The organism is Bacillus sp. NMCC4 (assembly GCF_002998555.1).
Lineage (GTDB): Bacteria > Bacillota > Bacilli > Bacillales > Bacillaceae > Bacillus.
Genome location: NZ_PVRA01000014.1, coordinates 1 through 16158 on the forward strand (window position 1 = coordinate 1; position 16158 = coordinate 16158).

Below are 16158 nucleotides of genomic sequence, written 5' to 3' on the forward strand. Positions count from 1 at the left end.
TCAAAAGGTTAGGGGTTCGACTCCTCTCGGGCGCGCCATTAAGATCGGGAAGTAGCTCAGCTTGGTAGAGCACTTGGTTTGGGACCAAGGGGTCGCAGGTTCGAATCCTGTCTTCCCGACCATCTTTATGGGGCCTTAGCTCAGCTGGGAGAGCGCCTGCCTTGCACGCAGGAGGTCAGCGGTTCGATCCCGCTAGGCTCCACTTTTTAAAAGATTATTTTGATCATGGCGGTGTAGCTCAGCTGGCTAGAGCGTACGGTTCATACCCGTGAGGTCGGGGGTTCGATCCCCTCCGCCGCTATAAAGGACCTTTAGCTCAGTTGGTTAGAGCAGACGGCTCATAACCGTCCGGTCGTAGGTTCGAGTCCTACAAGGTCCACCATCTATACGGAGGAATACCCAAGTCCGGCTGAAGGGATCGGTCTTGAAAACCGACAGGGGTGTCAAAGCCCGCGGGGGTTCGAATCCCTCTTCCTCCGCCATATTTTTTAATACCCATATCATCGCGGGGTGGAGCAGTTCGGTAGCTCGTCGGGCTCATAACCCGAAGGTCGCAGGTTCAAATCCTGCCCCCGCAACCAAAATGGTCCGGTAGTTCAGTTGGTTAGAATGCCTGCCTGTCACGCAGGAGGTCGCGGGTTCGAGTCCCGTCCGGACCGCCATTTTCAAAAAGAATACTTGGCTCGGTAGCTCAGTTGGTAGAGCAACGGACTGAAAATCCGTGTGTCGGCGGTTCGATTCCGTCCCGAGCCACTTTTATAAAAAAATATTGACAGTATGGCGGTTGTGGCGAAGTGGTTAACGCACCAGATTGTGGCTCTGGCACTCGTGGGTTCGATTCCCATCAATCGCCCCATACATATTTTTGCGGGTGTAGTTTAGTGGTAAAACCTCAGCCTTCCAAGCTGATGTCGTGGGTTCGATTCCCATCACCCGCTCCATTTGTATATCCGTTCATGGGCCTGTAGCTCAGCTGGTTAGAGCGCACGCCTGATAAGCGTGAGGTCGGTGGTTCGAGTCCACTCAGGCCCACCATGATATTCCGCAGTAGCTCAGTGGTAGAGCTATCGGCTGTTAACCGATCGGTCGTAGGTTCGAGTCCTACCTGCGGAGCCAAATGGAGAAGTACTCAAGTGGCTGAAGAGGCGCCCCTGCTAAGGGTGTAGGTCGCGCAAGCGGCGCGAGGGTTCAAATCCCTCCTTCTCCGCCATTTATCTGGCCCGTTGGTCAAGCGGTTAAGACACCGCCCTTTCACGGCGGTAACACGGGTTCGAATCCCGTACGGGTCATGTTTAAAAGAGGTCTTGTCAAAGATCTCTTTTTTATTTTCTTCAAAAGGAAAGACCGCCATCATAGCGGTCTTTTTTTACATATTCATGGAATAGATCGTATAAGACAAGTATGTCGCAAAGAAGCCCCATAAGACATAAGGGATCAGTAAAATTGGAACGACTTTGCTTAGTTTACGCGAGACGATGACAAGTGCAAGTGCTGTCAGTGCTACAAGCAGGCAGTCGATCGTAGCGGCAAATAAATCTTTTTGTGTAAATTGAAAAAAGCTAAAGGCTTGATTAAATACGTAATTTAAAAGAAAAAGAATCCAAAATGGTAAAGTGATTTTTTGAAATCCGTACTTTCCATAAATGATCGCTGCAGACAACGAGATCAGAGCAAATAAGACAGCCCACACAGCACCAATTACACCACCACTTGGTGTCCATTCCGGTTTATTCAGTGCATCATACCACTCTCTGTCAATCGGAAACAAGAATCCGGCAATAGAGAATAATGCATATGTAATAAAGAAGACAACCACTGCCCAAATGATACTTTTTCTTGCCATTAAGAATCTCCTCCAATCAAATTCACTCTTAAAGTGATTTCCCAATCATTACATGATATAAACATAAAGCCCCCAATATGAGGGGACTAATGATTTTCTTCTGTATAAGGTTCTTCTTCGTACGGCTTCAAGTCACCAAATACCGTCATGACACCTTCTTCGTCTAATGCCTCTTCATAGGCTTCGTGGGCTTTATTTGGATATACCTTGCTTGCCTTGCCCTCAATATCAGCTGCTGCGAATCCTTCATAGTCCTCCACATAATCTTCATCTTCTGATTGCGTATACACATCATCGTATGTCAATGGAGGGAATTCCATATCGGACGGGGTATCAGAGTTTCCATAGCGTTCTACGTCTTGATATGCATCCTCTCCATCGTAGGCTGCGCTTTCTTCATTTTCAAATTGACCTGATGGCGGACTTAATAAATCCTCTTCAATCGGACGGTTTTGTGAAACGGTTTGTTCTTTTGAATGCTCTGTGCATGTGACGGCACTAGGCAAGGCTTCTAAGCGTTTCTTTGGAATAGGGGCCTTACAGACCTTGCACAGGCCATAAGAGCCGTCTGTGATGGCTTGAAGTGCCTCATTGATGTCTAACAAATGTTCATGTTCCAAACTGTTTAACGCAATATCTTTCCCGCGTTCGAATAGCTCTGTCCCTTGATCACCTGGGTGGTTATCATAGGCTGACAGTTCTCCGAGCGAATCATAAGGAAATGATACTTTTTGTTCATCGTCATGGCTTTTAGCTTCGAGTTCTTGCTTTTCATCGAGAAGTCGCTGCTTCAAATGATGTAATTCGTCTTTAGACAACAAAGCGATCATCCTTTCATATCAAACATAATGTTAGTATGAGCAATTTTGTCTGCAAGACTAGTTCCAATTTGAAGCAATTCCTCATGAAAAAACGCCTGCGGCTGCAGGCGTTCTTTGTTACGCAATATAGTATTGTAAGATCAAAGCGATTGTCAGCAGGAAACCGAAAAATGTATTGGTTTGAGCTGTAGATTTCATGGCATTCATTAATTCAATTGGTTTTTCTTTTTGCTTAAATTCTTTGATAGCTGTATATGCTTTTGGCACACTGAGTAAAACAAGAAGACTCCAAAGGCCGACAATATCTGTGAAGATATAAACAAAAATAAGTACATATGAGACCAAAAACATGGAAAGTAAAATGTTCACTGCAGCTTTTCGCCCAGCAAGGATTGCAAGTGTTTTTCGTCCATTTTCTTTATCGCCGTCTAAATCGCGGATATTGTTCGATAGTAAGATGGCACCAACTAAAATAGAAATTGGTAGTGAAACGAGAAAAGCTTTAGATGTCAGTGTGCCTGTTTGGATATAGAAACTAATCAAGATGATTCCTAGTCCCATAAAAGCACCTGACACAAGTTCTCCAAACGGCGTATATGCAATGGGTACAGGGCCGCCGGTATAGAAATAGCCTGCTGCCATACAAATGAGTCCTATCAGTGCAATCCACCAGCTAGACATCATGCAAATATACACCCCTAGTAGTAAAGAAAGCGCAAATAGTGCATAAGCGAGGCCGAGGACTGTTTTTGGCTTCACACCGTTTCTTACAATGGCTCCACCGATGCCAACAGATTTCTCATTGTCCAATCCGCGAACATAATCAAAGTACTCATTAAACATGTTCGTTGCGATTTGGATAAACATAGATGCCAACAGCATAGCTAAAAATAGCCCAACATGTATTTGACCACTTGGAAGTGCTAGAACAGTTCCTAAAGTAACGGGAATAAATGCCGCTGTTAATGTATGCGGTCGTAGTAAATTCCACCAAATCCGCCAGTTCTTATCAGGCTTAATCGGTGAAAGCTGATCTGATATCGATTGATGCTGCATAAAATATACTCCTTTAAATAAAAAAATACGTACACGTCCAAATTCCAGTTTAGCAAAGTTCAAAAAGGTGTCAATATATTGATGCGATGAAACCGGAAAAAGATGTTTGCTAATCGTTGCCATATCGAGAGAAAGCTTGATCTTAGAACAGGACTTGCCATTTTTCCTTTAGATGCTCTCGTTTCAAGAAGCAGGAGCGAAAAAATCTAGAAAGCGTGATATAATAAGGATTCGAGGTTTTAAAAGCTGTTTTCTTTACTAAGTTCATCTGTTAAGGTTTATAATAGAAAAGCAGGCCATTCGACATACTCGAATGTTCATGTATTTTTTCATTATGGTTTTATTTTTTTATGTTATTTCATGGATTTTGGAGGAATGTATCATGGTGACAACAGTGCAAAGTACTTTCCGGCAGGAAGCGCTTGCGACATTAGAAGAAGCGAATAACGTCAACCATGCTGTTTTGATAAGCTACTCCAGAAGAGTTGACGATCTGGATCCTCTTGCCTTTTTCCAAAGCGGCGAAGCGGATTTTTTAGGCGAGCGGTTTTTTTGGTCTGATCCAGAAAGCCAAATGATATTTTCTGGACTTGGCAGAGCGGCCGTCATTAAATCAACTGAGCAAGGCAAGGAACGATTTGATATAGTCCATCAAGAATGGGAACAGTTGAAGCAGCACATGTTCCATTTTCATGATGAGAAGGATTTAAGGCAAGCGGCTGTTGGTCCGCTTTTATTTGGAGGATTCTCATTTGATCCGTATGAAGAGAAGGCGCGTCACTGGGAAGCTTTTGGCGAGGCTCATTTTTTTGTGCCATCGATGATGCTCACTGTCTCGAAAGAAGGCACGTTTCTTACGATCAATGAATGGAAGCAGGTGGACGGGAATGTTCATCAGCTCATTCAAGAATTAGAACAAAAAGCCTCTCATTTCGAAACATTACCGCTCAGACATGATGGACAAGCTGAACTTGTTCATATGGAAGAACTAGATGTGAAGGAATGGATGAAGGCGATCCAAGAAGCGACAGACCGCATTCGTGCAAACGAATATGAAAAGGTTGTTTTAGCAAGAGAAGTCTTGCTTCACTATAAAAATCAAATTGAACTTGCTCCACTGTTAGCAGAATTATTAAAGCATCAAACAACGAGTTATGTATTTGCGGTTGAACAAGGAAGACAAGCATTTGTTGGAGCTACGCCGGAACGCTTAGTAAAAAAAAGCGGCGGCGAGGTCTTTTCATCTTGTTTAGCAGGTTCGATTGTTCGAGGAAAAGATGAAGCGGAAGATCGAGCATTAGGCGAGGAACTGCTGCATGATGAGAAGAATTTGATTGAACATCAAATTGTCGTCAATATGATTCAGCAAGCATTTGAGGCCAATTGCCTTCACGTGCACAAACCAAATCAACCTAGTCTTTATAAAACAAAAAACATTCAGCATTTGTTTACACCGATTGTGGGAGAAATTAAAAGCAGCTGTTCCCTCTTTTCATTAATTGAACAGCTCCATCCGACGCCAGCATTAGGCGGATATCCGAAGGAAAAAGCGGTTGAGGTCATTCGTGAAATCGAACCGTTGAAGCGTGGCTGGTACGCGGCGCCGGTGGGCTGGATTGACTCTCAGGATAATGGAGAATTTGCTGTCGCCATTCGGTCAGGTCTTATTGAGGAAGACCATGTTCGTTTATTCGCTGGCTGCGGCATTGTAGAGGATTCCCTTGCAAAGCAGGAGTACGAGGAAACGCAAGTGAAATTAAGACCAATGCTATCTGCTCTTGGAGGTCGTCCGATTGAATAATCAAATCATGACAACATATATTGGCAGATTGATGGATGAATTTGTACAAGGTGGTGTGAAGGAAGCGGTTGTCTGTCCTGGTTCCCGTTCAACCCCGCTTGCGATGCTGGCTCTTGCCCATCAAGACATCAATGTTCATGTATTAGTGGATGAACGGTCTGCTGCTTTTTATGCGCTTGGTCTTGCAAAAGCAAGTCAAGCACCAGTGCTGCTTATTTGTACATCAGGTACGGCAGCTGCTAACTTTTACCCAGCCATTGTAGAGGCACATTATTCCCGTGTACCACTTATTGTTTTAACTGCTGATCGGCCGCACGAATTGAGGGAAGTTGGGGCACCTCAAGCGATTGATCAGCAATTCTTATTCGGTAAGTTTGTTAAATGGTTCACAGACTTAGCATTGCCAGAAGAAAGTCAGACGATGTTACGCTATGTTCAGACGGCTGCGGCAAGAGCAAATCATATGTCAATGCAAGAGCCGAAGGGACCTGTTCAGATCAATGTCCCTCTGAGAGAACCATTGCTTCCTGATTTGTCTATTGATCCTTTTGAGCGAGAAGAAACAGGCCGAAAAAAGGTCATAGCTGCAGGACAGGCTTTCCCAAATGATGATGTGATGTCTGAAATCGTGACGGTCATGAACCATTCCAAAAAGGGACTGATTGTGTGTGGTGAACTTCATACGCAGGAAGAGAAAGAGGCAGTGTTACGTCTTTCGAAAGCCTTGCATATTCCGATTTTAGCGGACCCGCTTTCTCATTTGCGAAATGGTCATGAACATGCAGATCTTATTATTGATGCGTATGATTCATTATTGAAAGATGAAGCATTGCAGCAGCATCTATTGCCGGATATGGTCATTCGTTTTGGACCGATGCCTGTGTCCAAACCTTTATTCAAGTGGCTGGAAAAACATGTGGAAGTGAATCAGATTGTCGTTGATGCTGCCGGAGGTTTTCGAGATCCTGGATTGAGTGCTTCATACGTCATTGAAAGTGATGTGGCAACTTTTGTAGATGAAGTATTCAAGAGAGCGGATCAACGTGAGGATACAAGTTTTCTAAAACGCTGGCAGAATGTTAATTCTTCATTCAGAACGCATGCATCCCATTATTCTGATGAGAATCTGTCATTTGAGGGAAATGTGTACCGTCAGCTTCAGCATCTCTTGCCGAAGGAGAGTGTCCTTTTTATCGGAAACAGTATGCCGATTCGTGATGTGGATACATTTTTTGAAGCGCAATCGAAGCCTTTTCGGATGATGGCGAATCGAGGAGCCAATGGCATTGATGGCGTTGTGTCTACAGCACTTGGCACGTATGCGGCTTTGAAACAGCCAGTCACCTTAGTGATTGGAGATTTATCATTTTATCATGATATGAACGGTTTGCTTGCAGCTAAGCTGCTGGACATTCCGCTGACGGTTGTGTTGTTAAACAATGATGGGGGAGGCATCTTTTCTTTCCTTCCACAGGCGTCTGATGAACCGTATTATGAAAAACTCTTCGGAACGCCGACTGGACTGAATTTTGAGTATGCTTCGAAGCTGTATGGGGGAACCTATTCGAAACCGTCAACGAAACAAGAATTACATGATGTCTACATGGCGCATATAGAAGAGCCTGGACTTCATTTAATTGAAATTGAAACTGATCGGCATTCTCGTGTAAGCAAACATCGTCAAATGATGGATGACATATTGGAAGAAGTGAAAAAAGAATGTCTTCTTTCATAATACGGATGCGTGATGGTGTGGCGTACGAGGTGGTGGATCAGAATCCATTGGCTGAGAATGCCACGCTATGCTTACATGGCTTCACTGGAAGCGCGGCTTCTTGGACGTTCTTGAATGGTTATATGGTGAATACAAGATTGATTCAAGTCAACTTGCTTGGACATGGCCGCACGGACTCACCAGAAAGTATGAGAAGATATGCGATGTCGCATCAGCTGGCAGATCTTGCAGAGATTTTAAACCAATTAAAGCTTCACAAAGTGAATATTCTCGGATATTCTATGGGAGGACGTATTGCTTTATCATTTGCCTCTCGTTATCCAGATCGTGTCAACAAATTGGTCCTTGAGAGTACCTCTCCAGGGCTTCGCACTTTTAAAGAGCGGATGGCAAGACTCAAACACGATCATCAACTCGCTCAGAAACTTAGACATGAAGGTTTAGTGAAGTTTGTGGATTTTTGGGAGAGTATTCCACTGTTTGCTTCGCAGAAAACTTTATCAGCTGAAACGCAGGCTCAACTGAGAGAGGGAAGGCTGAAAGCCAATCCACTTGGACTGGCTCGCAGCTTAGAAGGCCTAGGAACAGGTTCGCAGCCCTCTGTTTGGAAGGCTTTAAAGCATATGAATTTACCTGTTTTGTTGATTTGCGGAGCGCTTGATGAAAAGTTCTGCAATATCGCCAAACGTATGCAGCAGGAGCTTGAAGGCAGTCAATTCATATTGGCTGAGCAGGCTGGGCATACAGTTCATGTGGAACAACCACATTTTTTTGGTAAAATAGTAAGTGAGTTTATTACGCAAGATTAGAGGAGGAACTATTGATGGCTATTGAATGGCAAACTGAGCGTCAATATGACGAAATTTTATATGAAACGTACAATGGGATCGCAAAGATCACGATTAATCGTCCACATGTACATAACGCGTTTACACCAAAGACTGTGAGTGAATTAATTGATGCATTTTCACGTGCTCGTGATAATTCAAATGTTGGTGTAATCGTACTTGCAGGAGCTGGCGGCAAAGCATTCTGTTCTGGTGGGGATCAAAAAGTACGCGGCCATGGCGGCTATGTAGGAGACGATCAAATTCCGCGTCTAAATGTATTAGACTTACAGCGTTTGATTCGTGTGATTCCAAAACCGGTGATTGCAATGGTTGCTGGTTATGCAATCGGCGGCGGGCACGTTCTTCACGTTGTATGTGACCTGACAATTGCAGCAGATAATGCGATTTTTGGACAAACTGGTCCAAAAGTAGGCAGCTTTGATGCTGGTTATGGTTCAGGCTACCTTGCACGTATTGTTGGTCATAAGAAAGCGAGAGAAATCTGGTACTTATGCCGTCAATACAATGCACAAGAAGCGCTTGATATGGGACTTGTCAATACAGTTGTACCATTAGAGCAGCTTGAAGAAGAAACTGTGAAGTGGTGTGAGGAGATGCTAGAAAAGAGCCCGACTGCTTTACGATTCTTGAAGGCTGCATTTAATGCAGATACGGATGGATTAGCTGGAATTCAACAATTTGCAGGAGATGCGACACTTCTTTATTACACAACAGATGAAGCAAAAGAAGGACGCGATTCCTTTAAGGAAAAACGCAAGCCTGACTTCGGTCAGTTCCCGCGTTTCCCTTGATTCAATCATATCGATGAAAAACAGCTTAGTGCATCAGACTAAGCTGTTTTCTTTTAAGAAGAGGAGGTGTCATGATGAAGCAACCTAATTGGCTGCTGTACCGTGCTTATTTAACGCCAGAAAGAGTCGCGCTCATTTATCAGGATAAAAAGTGGACATTTCGCGATTTAGCTGATGAAGTAAATGAGCTTTCTAATAGACTTGCAGATGCATCATTGAAAAAAGGGGAAACGGTTGGGCTTTTGATGAACAATCAGCCTCAAATGGTGATGCTTGTTCATGCTTGTTTTTCATTAGGATTAAAAATCGTGCTATTGAACAATAAGTTAACAAAAGCTGAGAGGCGCTATCAGCTTGAAGATGCAAAAGCAGCCGCTTTATTAACTGAACCTGTTTATGCCAGTGATCATAAAGGTGATCTCCCCGTTTATACAATGGAGACTTTACCTGAAGCAGGTCAAGATAATGAAAAGAAAATCGAGAGCGAATTTGATTTGAATGAAACAGCGACCATCATGTATACATCTGGCACAACAGGACGCCCAAAAGGCGTGGAGCAAACGTTTGGCAATCATTTTCATAGTGCCGTTTCCTCTGCACTCAATATGGGCATCAGAGAGGATGACCGCTGGCTTATTGCACTGCCTCTTTTTCATATTAGCGGGTTATCCGCTTTATTTAAGTCTGTGATCTATGGGATGACTGTCGTACTTCATGAGAAGTTTGATGTCGATGAAGTAAAGGATTCTATTGAACAGCATCGTGTGACGATGATATCTGTTGTTCAAACGATGTTATCCCGTTTATTAAGCAGACTGGAAGAATGCCCGTCTTCTTTGCGCTGTCTTTTATTAGGCGGAGGACCTGCGCCTTTTGCGATGCTTCAAGAAAGCAAAGAGAAAGGCTTCCCTGTGTTTCAATCGTACGGTATGACGGAAACCTGTTCACAAATTGTGACCCTTGCGCCTGAATTTAGTGTAGAGAAGCTTGGATCAGCGGGAAAACCCCTTTTTGGGTGTGAGCTGAAAATTCAAGATGGTACACGCACTTGTCGTCCTTTTGAGCATGGCGAAATTATGGTGAAAGGGGCAAATGTCATGAAAGGGTACCTTTACCGTGAAGAAGCAACCACAGCTGCCTTTGATCAAGGCTGGCTGAAAACGGGTGATATTGGCTATGTGGATGAGGAAGGGTTCTTATTTGTGCTTGACCGCCGTTCAGATTTAATTATTTCTGGCGGTGAGAATATTTATCCTGCTGAAATTGAAGCGGTTCTGTTAACACATCCGCATGTAAAAGAAGCCGGAGTAACGGGTATGTATGATGATAGATGGGGAGAGGTACCGGCTGCCTTTCTTGTCACAGACCATAAGATACCGGAGAATGAGCTCTATGCTTTATGTGAGTCGCATTTAGCAAAATATAAATGGCCCGCCGCTTTTCACTTTGTGGACGAGCTGCCAAGAAATGCGTCGAATAAATTGCAGAGGCACAGACTCAGGATCAAAGGGGTTTTTAGATGATTCAAATTGAACGAGTGATTTTATATCATGTCACGATGAAGCTCAAGCAACCATTTACAACAAGTCTTGGAACCATCTCAGAGCGTGAGTTTATTATTGTCGAGGTAAAAGATCAAACAGGATTGACTGGATGGGGAGAGGTGTCAGCCTTTTCTTCTCCATGGTATACAGAAGAAACCATTGAGACTTGCTATCATATGCTGAGAGCTTTCTTTATACCGAATGTACTGACACGCACCTTTACACACCCTTCAGAAATACCAGACAGCCTGTACCAATTTAAAGGTAATAGGATGGCGAAAGCGGGAATCGAAGCGGCTGTTTGGGATATTTATGCGAAGCGTGAGAATAAGTCGTTACGCGATGTATTAGGCGGCACCAAAGAGAGAATACCTTCTGGTGTTGTGGCGGGGTTAGGACCCATTGACGACATGCTGAAACAAATTCAGCAATATGTTGACCAAGGCTATCAGCGTGTGAAGGTGAAAATTAAGCCGGGACAGGATTTTGGACTTCTTAAAAAAATTAGAGAGTCTTTCCCTAACCTTCCATTAATGGCGGATGCAAACTCTGCTTATGAATTAAAGGATATTAGCAAGCTCAAGCAGCTCGATGACATTCGTTTATTAATGATTGAACAGCCATTAGCTGCAGATGATATCGTGGATCATCGCCATTTGCAAAAGCATTTAAAAACACCGATATGTTTGGATGAAAGTATTTGTTCTTTAGATGATGCTAGAAAAGCTGTAGAGCTTGGCAGCTGTCAAATTATTAATGTGAAGCCTTCACGAGTTGGGGGGCTGACAGAAGCCCTTAAAATCCATACATTCAGTAAGGAGCATCAAATTCCATTATGGTGCGGAGGGATGATTGAAACAGGCATTTCCCGCGCGCAGAACGTGGCACTTGCTTCCCTTCCTCAATTTATAATCCCAGGTGATATTTCAGCTTCATCAAAATATTGGGAGCAAGATATCATTTTTCCTGAAATCAAGGTTGAGAATGGTTTTATTGAGGTACCTCGTTCCCCAGGAATGGGCGTAGAAGTGGATTATCAAGCGCTTCGTTCTTTTTCAGATAAAATTGACGTGTTTACAAAACATGATTTTGTGATGTGAAAACGAGTGAATCACCTTTTGCACATCCAATAAAATCTATGTATAGTGAGAGAAAGTTTTTCCTTCCTGTCTCATCAAGAAAGAAAGAGCGGATCACCGCTCTTTCTTACTCTTCTACAAGCTCGCTGTCGTAAGCAAGCTGTCCGATATAGTGATTCATTTCATTGGGCATGTCTGCTGCATGGCCATATTCATAATCCCAAAGGTTTAAAAAGGAGTGAGCAGCCTGATAAAATGCGGCTTCGTCCGCGTCATGAATTTCGTCAAAAAACGTTTGAAGCAGCCGATCGTGTTTCAATGTGAAGCGCCTCCTTTAATGAGACTTAAAGATCTTGTGGTTTAAACGTTTTACAATCCGTTTCTTCACTTTTTTCAGCCGTATTTCCTGTGTGGCTGACGACATAGATTGCATCTGCCCCACAGCGGTTTCCAGCATTCCAATAGGAACAGTTATTGACTTCACAAAGGATTTTTTGACTCATACAGATGACCTCCTTTTGAGTATGTCTTTCTTCTATAATGTAACCGAAATGAACCTCGTCCATTCATGTTAATCTTCCTGACGAATATAGCGCTTATCCTTCATAAACAATTTCCAGAAGAAATAGAACCCAGGGAATAAGATGATAAAACCTACTATATAAGTGATAAACAATGCTCTAAATGTGACAGGGTCTGTAAATCCAGACATGATTGTAATATCTGGATAGGCCATATAAGGCAAATGGGCACGTCCGTACACGTAGCTTGCTAAAAAATATTGAATGGTAATCGCAATGACAGCTAAACGGGGCCGGCCTTTCCGCTGCTTAAACCGGCTGTTTGGTAAAAATAGAGCCAGTCCTGCTAGCAAAAACATCAGGAGTGATACAAGAAGAATAGGAATGTTCTGCATCATTTTTGTGAACAGCCAATTGGCCTCGCTTCTTAATGTCAGCATGATAAAAAAGGCCATCAAGAGTGAAAGCGGACCCGTAATGAGAGCCCCTCTTCTATAAATGCTGTAAGCTTCATCTTCATCAGCCACATTAGAGAAATCAGCTAAAAGCAAAGACGAAAGAAAAAGGGTGCTGAAAATGGCAAAGCCGACAAAAGAATAGACATTTGCACTCGTAAAGACCAGTCCAAGATCTAATGAGTAGACGTTGTTCTCCTGAAAGATAAATCCACCATGAGTAATCGGAAGAACCATGATCAGGATGGACGGAATGATAAAGCCGCTTATCCCTGAAATGTAAGTAACCGCTTTTCGGTATTTTTTAGGGAGTGAATGAGAAAACACGAGAAACCCGCTTCGCAGTGCAAGAAGTAACAATATGATGCTGCCGGGTATTAATAAAACGGTACCAAGTACAAAGGTCGCACCTGGAAACAAGCTAAACAATGCGACAACAATCGCCACAATGAAGACGTTTGTCACTTCCCATGTTGGAGAAAGATATTTATTTGCAATATTAGCGGCCTTTGTTTGTTCTCTATTCATATAAATCATCGACCAAAATCCTGCGCCGAAATCCATTGATGCCATCACTGCATAGATAAAAACGAATCCCCATAAGATGGTGATTGCAATGAGCGCATCAGTTGTAACATCCATTTGCATCTAGATCGCTCCTTTTTAAGATTCTGTTAACCGTAGGTCTTCTTCAATCGAATGTTTTCTAAAGTAGTACGTCAGTACAATAACGGTTGCTATGCCTAAGATGAGATAGACAATGGCAAAAAGGATAAAGAGCGTACCGATTGAACCGGATGATGTGACGACCTCTGAGGTTTTGAGCATTCGATAAATGACCCATGGCTGACGGCCTGTACATGCAAAGATCCAGCCGAACTCAATGGCCAAAAGACTAAGGGGCCCGCCGAATAAGTAAAGAAAAAGGAGCCACTTCGGATAATGTTCGCGTTTTAAAATTTTACGGTAAAGCAGTGCTAACACCGCAAACAAAATGAGGACTGAGCCAATGATAACCATGCCGTTAAATAATGTGTGAATAAATAAAGGCGGCCACTCGTCACGAGGGAAATCATTTAAGCCTTTGACCACCGTATCAAAGCTATTTCCTGCCAGAAAACTAAGCGCCCAAGGGATTTCAATTGCTCCTTTAATTTCCTGTGAATCGGCATCAGTAAAACCACCTATTGCAAGAGGCGCATGTGATTGTGTTTCAAATAAACCTTCAGCACCGGCTAACTTTTCAGGCTGATATTCATACAGAAGCTGAGCAGACTCATGACCATTTAAGGCCGTAAGAAATGAGAAAAGGCCTCCTACAATAAGTCCAAGAAAAAGGGCTTTTCGATGAAAAGTATAGAGTTTCTCATTTTTTCTTGTTTTGAGCATTTTAAAAGCGGCCACCGAAGCAATCACAAAAGCACCTGTTGTAAAAGCAGACAGCACGACATGTGTCGCAGTCACCACAAAGCTTGGATTGAAAAAGGCCTTCCAAGGCTCGATATTTGTAATCTCTCCATTGACCATTTGAAAGCCAGCAGGTGTTCCTTCAAACGCATGTACGTTTGTGATCAGAATCGCTGAAGCGGCTGCGCCAATCACGACAAAAATAACGGTAATGATGCGCATAGCAGGTGATAGGCGATCCGCTGCGTACACATAAATAGACATAAATAATGCTTCAATAAAGAACGCATAAATTTCAATCTGAAATGGCAGTGACATGACCTTTCCGATGACCTCCATAAAACCTGGCCATAGAAGAGCGAGCTGGGTACCAGCAATCGTGCCTGTTGGAATGGCGACACCTAACAAGACAGCCTGCGCTTTCGTCCACCGTTTGGCCATGACAGCATAGTGAGGATCCTTCGTTTTTTGGAAGATGAGTTCAGCTAACAAAATCATTAGCGGGATGCCGACGCCAAGCGAGGCATAAATAATATGAAAGCCCATGGTTGTGCCGAACAGGCTTCTAGCTAAAACGAGATCAGTCAATTTTTTCTCCGCCTTTCTTATCGCTTCTCTTTTTCATGATGTTATTATTCTCCACCATTTTTAGATTATTCTTCCTGACTAAGAAAGCTTGATTTTTGACAAGTTGTAAAAGAGGGAGTAAAATATAAATATAAAGCGTAATCATTACGTTTTGATAACGAAAGGAGTTTTGACATTGAAAAGAGATATTCATCCAACCTCACATGAAGTTGTATTTATGGACGTAAACAGCGGTTACCGCTTCTTGAGTAAATCGACAAAGACATCCAATGAGACAGTAGAATGGGAAGATGGGAAAACGTATCCTGTGATTAAAGTAGAAACAAGCTCTGATACGCATCCTTTTTATACAGGACGACAAAAATTCGGAGAAAAAGGCGGAAGAGCCGAGTTGTTTAAGAAAAAATATCAAATGTAATAAAAAGCACACCTACAATGGTGTGCTTTTTTGCAGCAAAAAACCCCGGATGATCACCCGAGGTTCTAGTAATTAATCATTTAAAGCGGTTTTTAAGGTCTTTAGATTTTGTTTCATTAAGCTGATGTAGCTTTCGCCATTTTTGGCATCATCTTCAGTAATAGATTCTAGATTTTTAAGTGTGAGGCTTTTTGCCCCAATTTCACTGCGGATTGTATCTGATACTTTGCTGCTGACGTTGTTTTCAAAAATCACATATTGAATGTGATGCTTTTCAGCTTTTTGTACAATGCTTTCGAGCTGCTTTTGTGAAGGCTCTTCAGAAGCGGATAATCCTAATACACTGATTTGCTCAATGCCATAGCGCTTTTCCCAATAACCGTAAGCTGCGTGAGAAACAAGGATTTCTTTATGTTTTGCTTTAGATAACGTTGTGTTGAACTCTTGATCTAGCGATTGCAAATCCTTTTTTAGTTTTTCATAGTTTTTTGTGTATTCGTCTTTATGATCTGGATCTAATGAAACGAGAGTGTCCTTAATGTTTTTCGCCATTTGCTGTGCATAAACTGGGTCTAACCATGCGTGAGGATCTTTATCTCCATGGTCGTGTTCATCATGGTCATGAGCTTCACTTTCATGGTCGTGATCATGGTCTTCGCCTTCTTCATGTGAATGCTCTTCTTTTGTCGATAACAATTTGATGCCTTCGGCTGCTTTGACTGTTTTCACGCCTTGGTCTTTTAACGTAGAAGCGGTTTTATCAGCGAATGCTTCAGCTCCTGTACCGCTGTAGATGAAGGCGTCACCTTCAGCCATTTCAACCATCGTTTTTGAACTTGGTTCAAAGCTGTGTGCATCTGCATTGGCAGGGTACACACTTTGTGCATGAACGTGAGAACCGCCAATTTTTTCAGTGAAATCTTGGATCGGGAAGATCGTGGTGTAAATGGTTAGTTTCCCGTCTGCCTTTCCTTTTGAAGCATTTGTCCCCGTACTGCTTGAGCAAGCGGCAAGACCGATCGCAAATAAAGCAGCTGTTAAAATATAAAAGATTTTTTTCATGTAGAAATGTCTCCTCTCAATCTATTAGATAGAAATGATTACGATTTAATGTCCTGAGTTATTGTATCGTAATAATTACGATTTGAAAAGAGGAAAATAAAAAAATTTCATCAGCAGATGTTTCCTTTAAAAAAATGCGCTGCAAAACGTGACGAAATTTCTCACATTGTGCTATATTTATTTTTA

Annotated in this window: 15 protein-coding genes and 14 tRNA genes; 21 read left to right on the top strand and 8 right to left on the bottom strand. The window is 42.7% G+C overall.

The features are described 5' to 3' along the window. Positions 1-45: 45 nt before the first annotated feature. The 14 genes from C6Y02_RS18105 to C6Y02_RS18170 all read left to right on the top strand — a co-directional run bounded on the left by C6Y02_RS18105 (position 46) and on the right by C6Y02_RS18170 (position 1289). A tRNA-Pro gene (locus tag C6Y02_RS18105) sits at positions 46-122 on the top strand. A gap of 7 nt (positions 123-129) precedes the next feature. Then, a tRNA-Ala gene (locus C6Y02_RS18110) sits at positions 130-202 on the top strand. Between the two features lie 25 nt (positions 203-227). Beyond that, positions 228-301: transfer RNA gene (locus C6Y02_RS18115), tRNA-Met, on the top strand. 4 nt (positions 302-305) lie between these two features. Next, positions 306-382: transfer RNA gene (locus tag C6Y02_RS18120), tRNA-Ile, on the top strand. A 7-nt stretch (positions 383-389) separates the two neighbouring features. Beyond that, a tRNA-Ser gene (locus tag C6Y02_RS18125) sits at positions 390-482 on the top strand. A 22-nt stretch (positions 483-504) separates the two neighbouring features. Then, positions 505-581, top strand: a tRNA-Met gene (locus C6Y02_RS18130). Positions 582-585: 4 nt separating this feature from the next. Next, positions 586-662: transfer RNA gene (locus C6Y02_RS18135), tRNA-Asp, on the top strand. Positions 663-680: 18 nt separating this feature from the next. Beyond that, positions 681-753, top strand: a tRNA-Phe gene (locus C6Y02_RS18140). A gap of 27 nt (positions 754-780) precedes the next feature. Next, positions 781-856, top strand: a tRNA-His gene (locus C6Y02_RS18145). Between the two features lie 11 nt (positions 857-867). Then, positions 868-941 (top strand) — tRNA-Gly (locus C6Y02_RS18150). 17 nt (positions 942-958) lie between these two features. Continuing rightward, positions 959-1035 (top strand) — tRNA-Ile (locus C6Y02_RS18155). Between the two features lie 6 nt (positions 1036-1041). Further along, positions 1042-1116 (top strand) — tRNA-Asn (locus tag C6Y02_RS18160). A 3-nt stretch (positions 1117-1119) separates the two neighbouring features. Further along, a tRNA-Ser gene (locus C6Y02_RS18165) sits at positions 1120-1210 on the top strand. Between the two features lie 7 nt (positions 1211-1217). Next, positions 1218-1289: transfer RNA gene (locus C6Y02_RS18170), tRNA-Glu, on the top strand. Between the two features lie 77 nt (positions 1290-1366). On the opposite strand, the gene C6Y02_RS18175 is transcribed toward C6Y02_RS18170, so the two are convergent. The 3 genes from C6Y02_RS18175 to C6Y02_RS18185 form a co-directional block, all read right to left on the bottom strand. Next, the gene (locus tag C6Y02_RS18175) at positions 1367-1843 is read right to left on the bottom strand and encodes a TspO/MBR family protein (protein WP_034620862.1); all 477 of its coding nucleotides are present in this window, start codon (positions 1841-1843) and stop codon (positions 1367-1369) included. 86 nt (positions 1844-1929) lie between these two features. Continuing rightward, positions 1930-2664, bottom strand: coding sequence for a TraR/DksA C4-type zinc finger protein (locus C6Y02_RS18180; protein WP_106031911.1), 735 nt, complete (start codon positions 2662-2664; stop codon positions 1930-1932). Between the two features lie 117 nt (positions 2665-2781). Next, positions 2782-3720 carry a 1,4-dihydroxy-2-naphthoate polyprenyltransferase gene (locus C6Y02_RS18185; RefSeq protein WP_034665260.1) on the bottom strand — a complete coding sequence of 313 codons (939 nt, stop codon included), beginning with the start codon at positions 3718-3720 and terminating at the stop codon, positions 2782-2784. A gap of 382 nt (positions 3721-4102) precedes the next feature. On the opposite strand from C6Y02_RS18185, the gene C6Y02_RS18190 reads away from it, so the two are divergent. From C6Y02_RS18190 to menC, 6 genes are all read left to right on the top strand, one after another. Then, positions 4103-5521 (top strand): isochorismate synthase, encoded by a 1419-nt coding sequence (locus C6Y02_RS18190; protein ID WP_106031912.1) that lies wholly within the window; start codon positions 4103-4105, stop codon positions 5519-5521. Next, complete coding sequence (gene menD / locus C6Y02_RS18195) at positions 5514-7256, top strand: 2-succinyl-5-enolpyruvyl-6-hydroxy-3-cyclohexene-1-carboxylic-acid synthase (RefSeq protein WP_034665266.1); 1743 nt, start codon at positions 5514-5516, stop codon at positions 7254-7256. Before C6Y02_RS18190 ends, menD begins: the two co-directional genes overlap by 8 nt. Next, entirely contained in the window at positions 7241-8065 is an 825-nt protein-coding gene (gene menH, locus C6Y02_RS18200; protein WP_106031913.1) for a 2-succinyl-6-hydroxy-2,4-cyclohexadiene-1-carboxylate synthase, read from the top strand. The genes menD and menH overlap by 16 nt, the downstream gene beginning before the upstream one ends. Positions 8066-8079: 14 nt before the next feature. Beyond that, a complete protein-coding gene (gene menB, locus C6Y02_RS18205; protein ID WP_034665273.1) occupies positions 8080-8898 on the top strand; it encodes a 1,4-dihydroxy-2-naphthoyl-CoA synthase in 819 nt (272 codons plus the stop codon). A 71-nt stretch (positions 8899-8969) separates the two neighbouring features. After that, positions 8970-10421 carry an o-succinylbenzoate--CoA ligase gene (locus C6Y02_RS18210; protein ID WP_223250512.1) on the top strand — a complete coding sequence of 484 codons (1452 nt, stop codon included), beginning with the start codon at positions 8970-8972 and terminating at the stop codon, positions 10419-10421. Then, entirely contained in the window at positions 10418-11542 is a 1125-nt protein-coding gene (gene menC, locus C6Y02_RS18215; protein ID WP_106031915.1) for an o-succinylbenzoate synthase, read from the top strand. The genes C6Y02_RS18210 and menC overlap by 4 nt, the downstream gene beginning before the upstream one ends. Before the next feature lie 106 nt (positions 11543-11648). Here menC and C6Y02_RS18220 read toward each other — a convergent pair whose 3' ends face one another. The 4 genes from C6Y02_RS18220 to C6Y02_RS18235 all read right to left on the bottom strand — a co-directional run bounded on the left by C6Y02_RS18220 (position 11649) and on the right by C6Y02_RS18235 (position 14492). Continuing rightward, positions 11649-11840, bottom strand: a complete 192-nt coding sequence (locus C6Y02_RS18220) for a hypothetical protein (protein WP_034665287.1) — start codon at positions 11838-11840, stop codon at positions 11649-11651. Positions 11841-11865: 25 nt separating this feature from the next. Then, positions 11866-12024, bottom strand: coding sequence for a DUF1540 domain-containing protein (locus tag C6Y02_RS18225; RefSeq protein WP_008360682.1), 159 nt, complete (start codon positions 12022-12024; stop codon positions 11866-11868). 68 nt (positions 12025-12092) lie between these two features. Then, positions 12093-13139, bottom strand: a complete 1047-nt coding sequence (locus tag C6Y02_RS18230; RefSeq protein ID WP_181185487.1) for a cytochrome d ubiquinol oxidase subunit II — start codon at positions 13137-13139, stop codon at positions 12093-12095. Positions 13140-13160: 21 nt separating this feature from the next. After that, the gene (locus C6Y02_RS18235) at positions 13161-14492 is read right to left on the bottom strand and encodes a cytochrome ubiquinol oxidase subunit I (protein ID WP_034665295.1); all 1332 of its coding nucleotides are present in this window, start codon (positions 14490-14492) and stop codon (positions 13161-13163) included. 175 nt (positions 14493-14667) lie between these two features. On the opposite strand from C6Y02_RS18235, the gene C6Y02_RS18245 reads away from it, so the two are divergent. Further along, on the top strand, positions 14668-14910 hold the full coding sequence (locus tag C6Y02_RS18245; protein WP_034665302.1) for a type B 50S ribosomal protein L31: 243 nt from the start codon (positions 14668-14670) through the stop codon (positions 14908-14910). A gap of 72 nt (positions 14911-14982) precedes the next feature. Here C6Y02_RS18245 and C6Y02_RS18250 read toward each other — a convergent pair whose 3' ends face one another. Beyond that, positions 14983-15972, bottom strand: a complete 990-nt coding sequence (locus C6Y02_RS18250) for a metal ABC transporter substrate-binding protein (protein WP_106031916.1) — start codon at positions 15970-15972, stop codon at positions 14983-14985. Positions 15973-16158 lie beyond the last annotated feature (186 nt).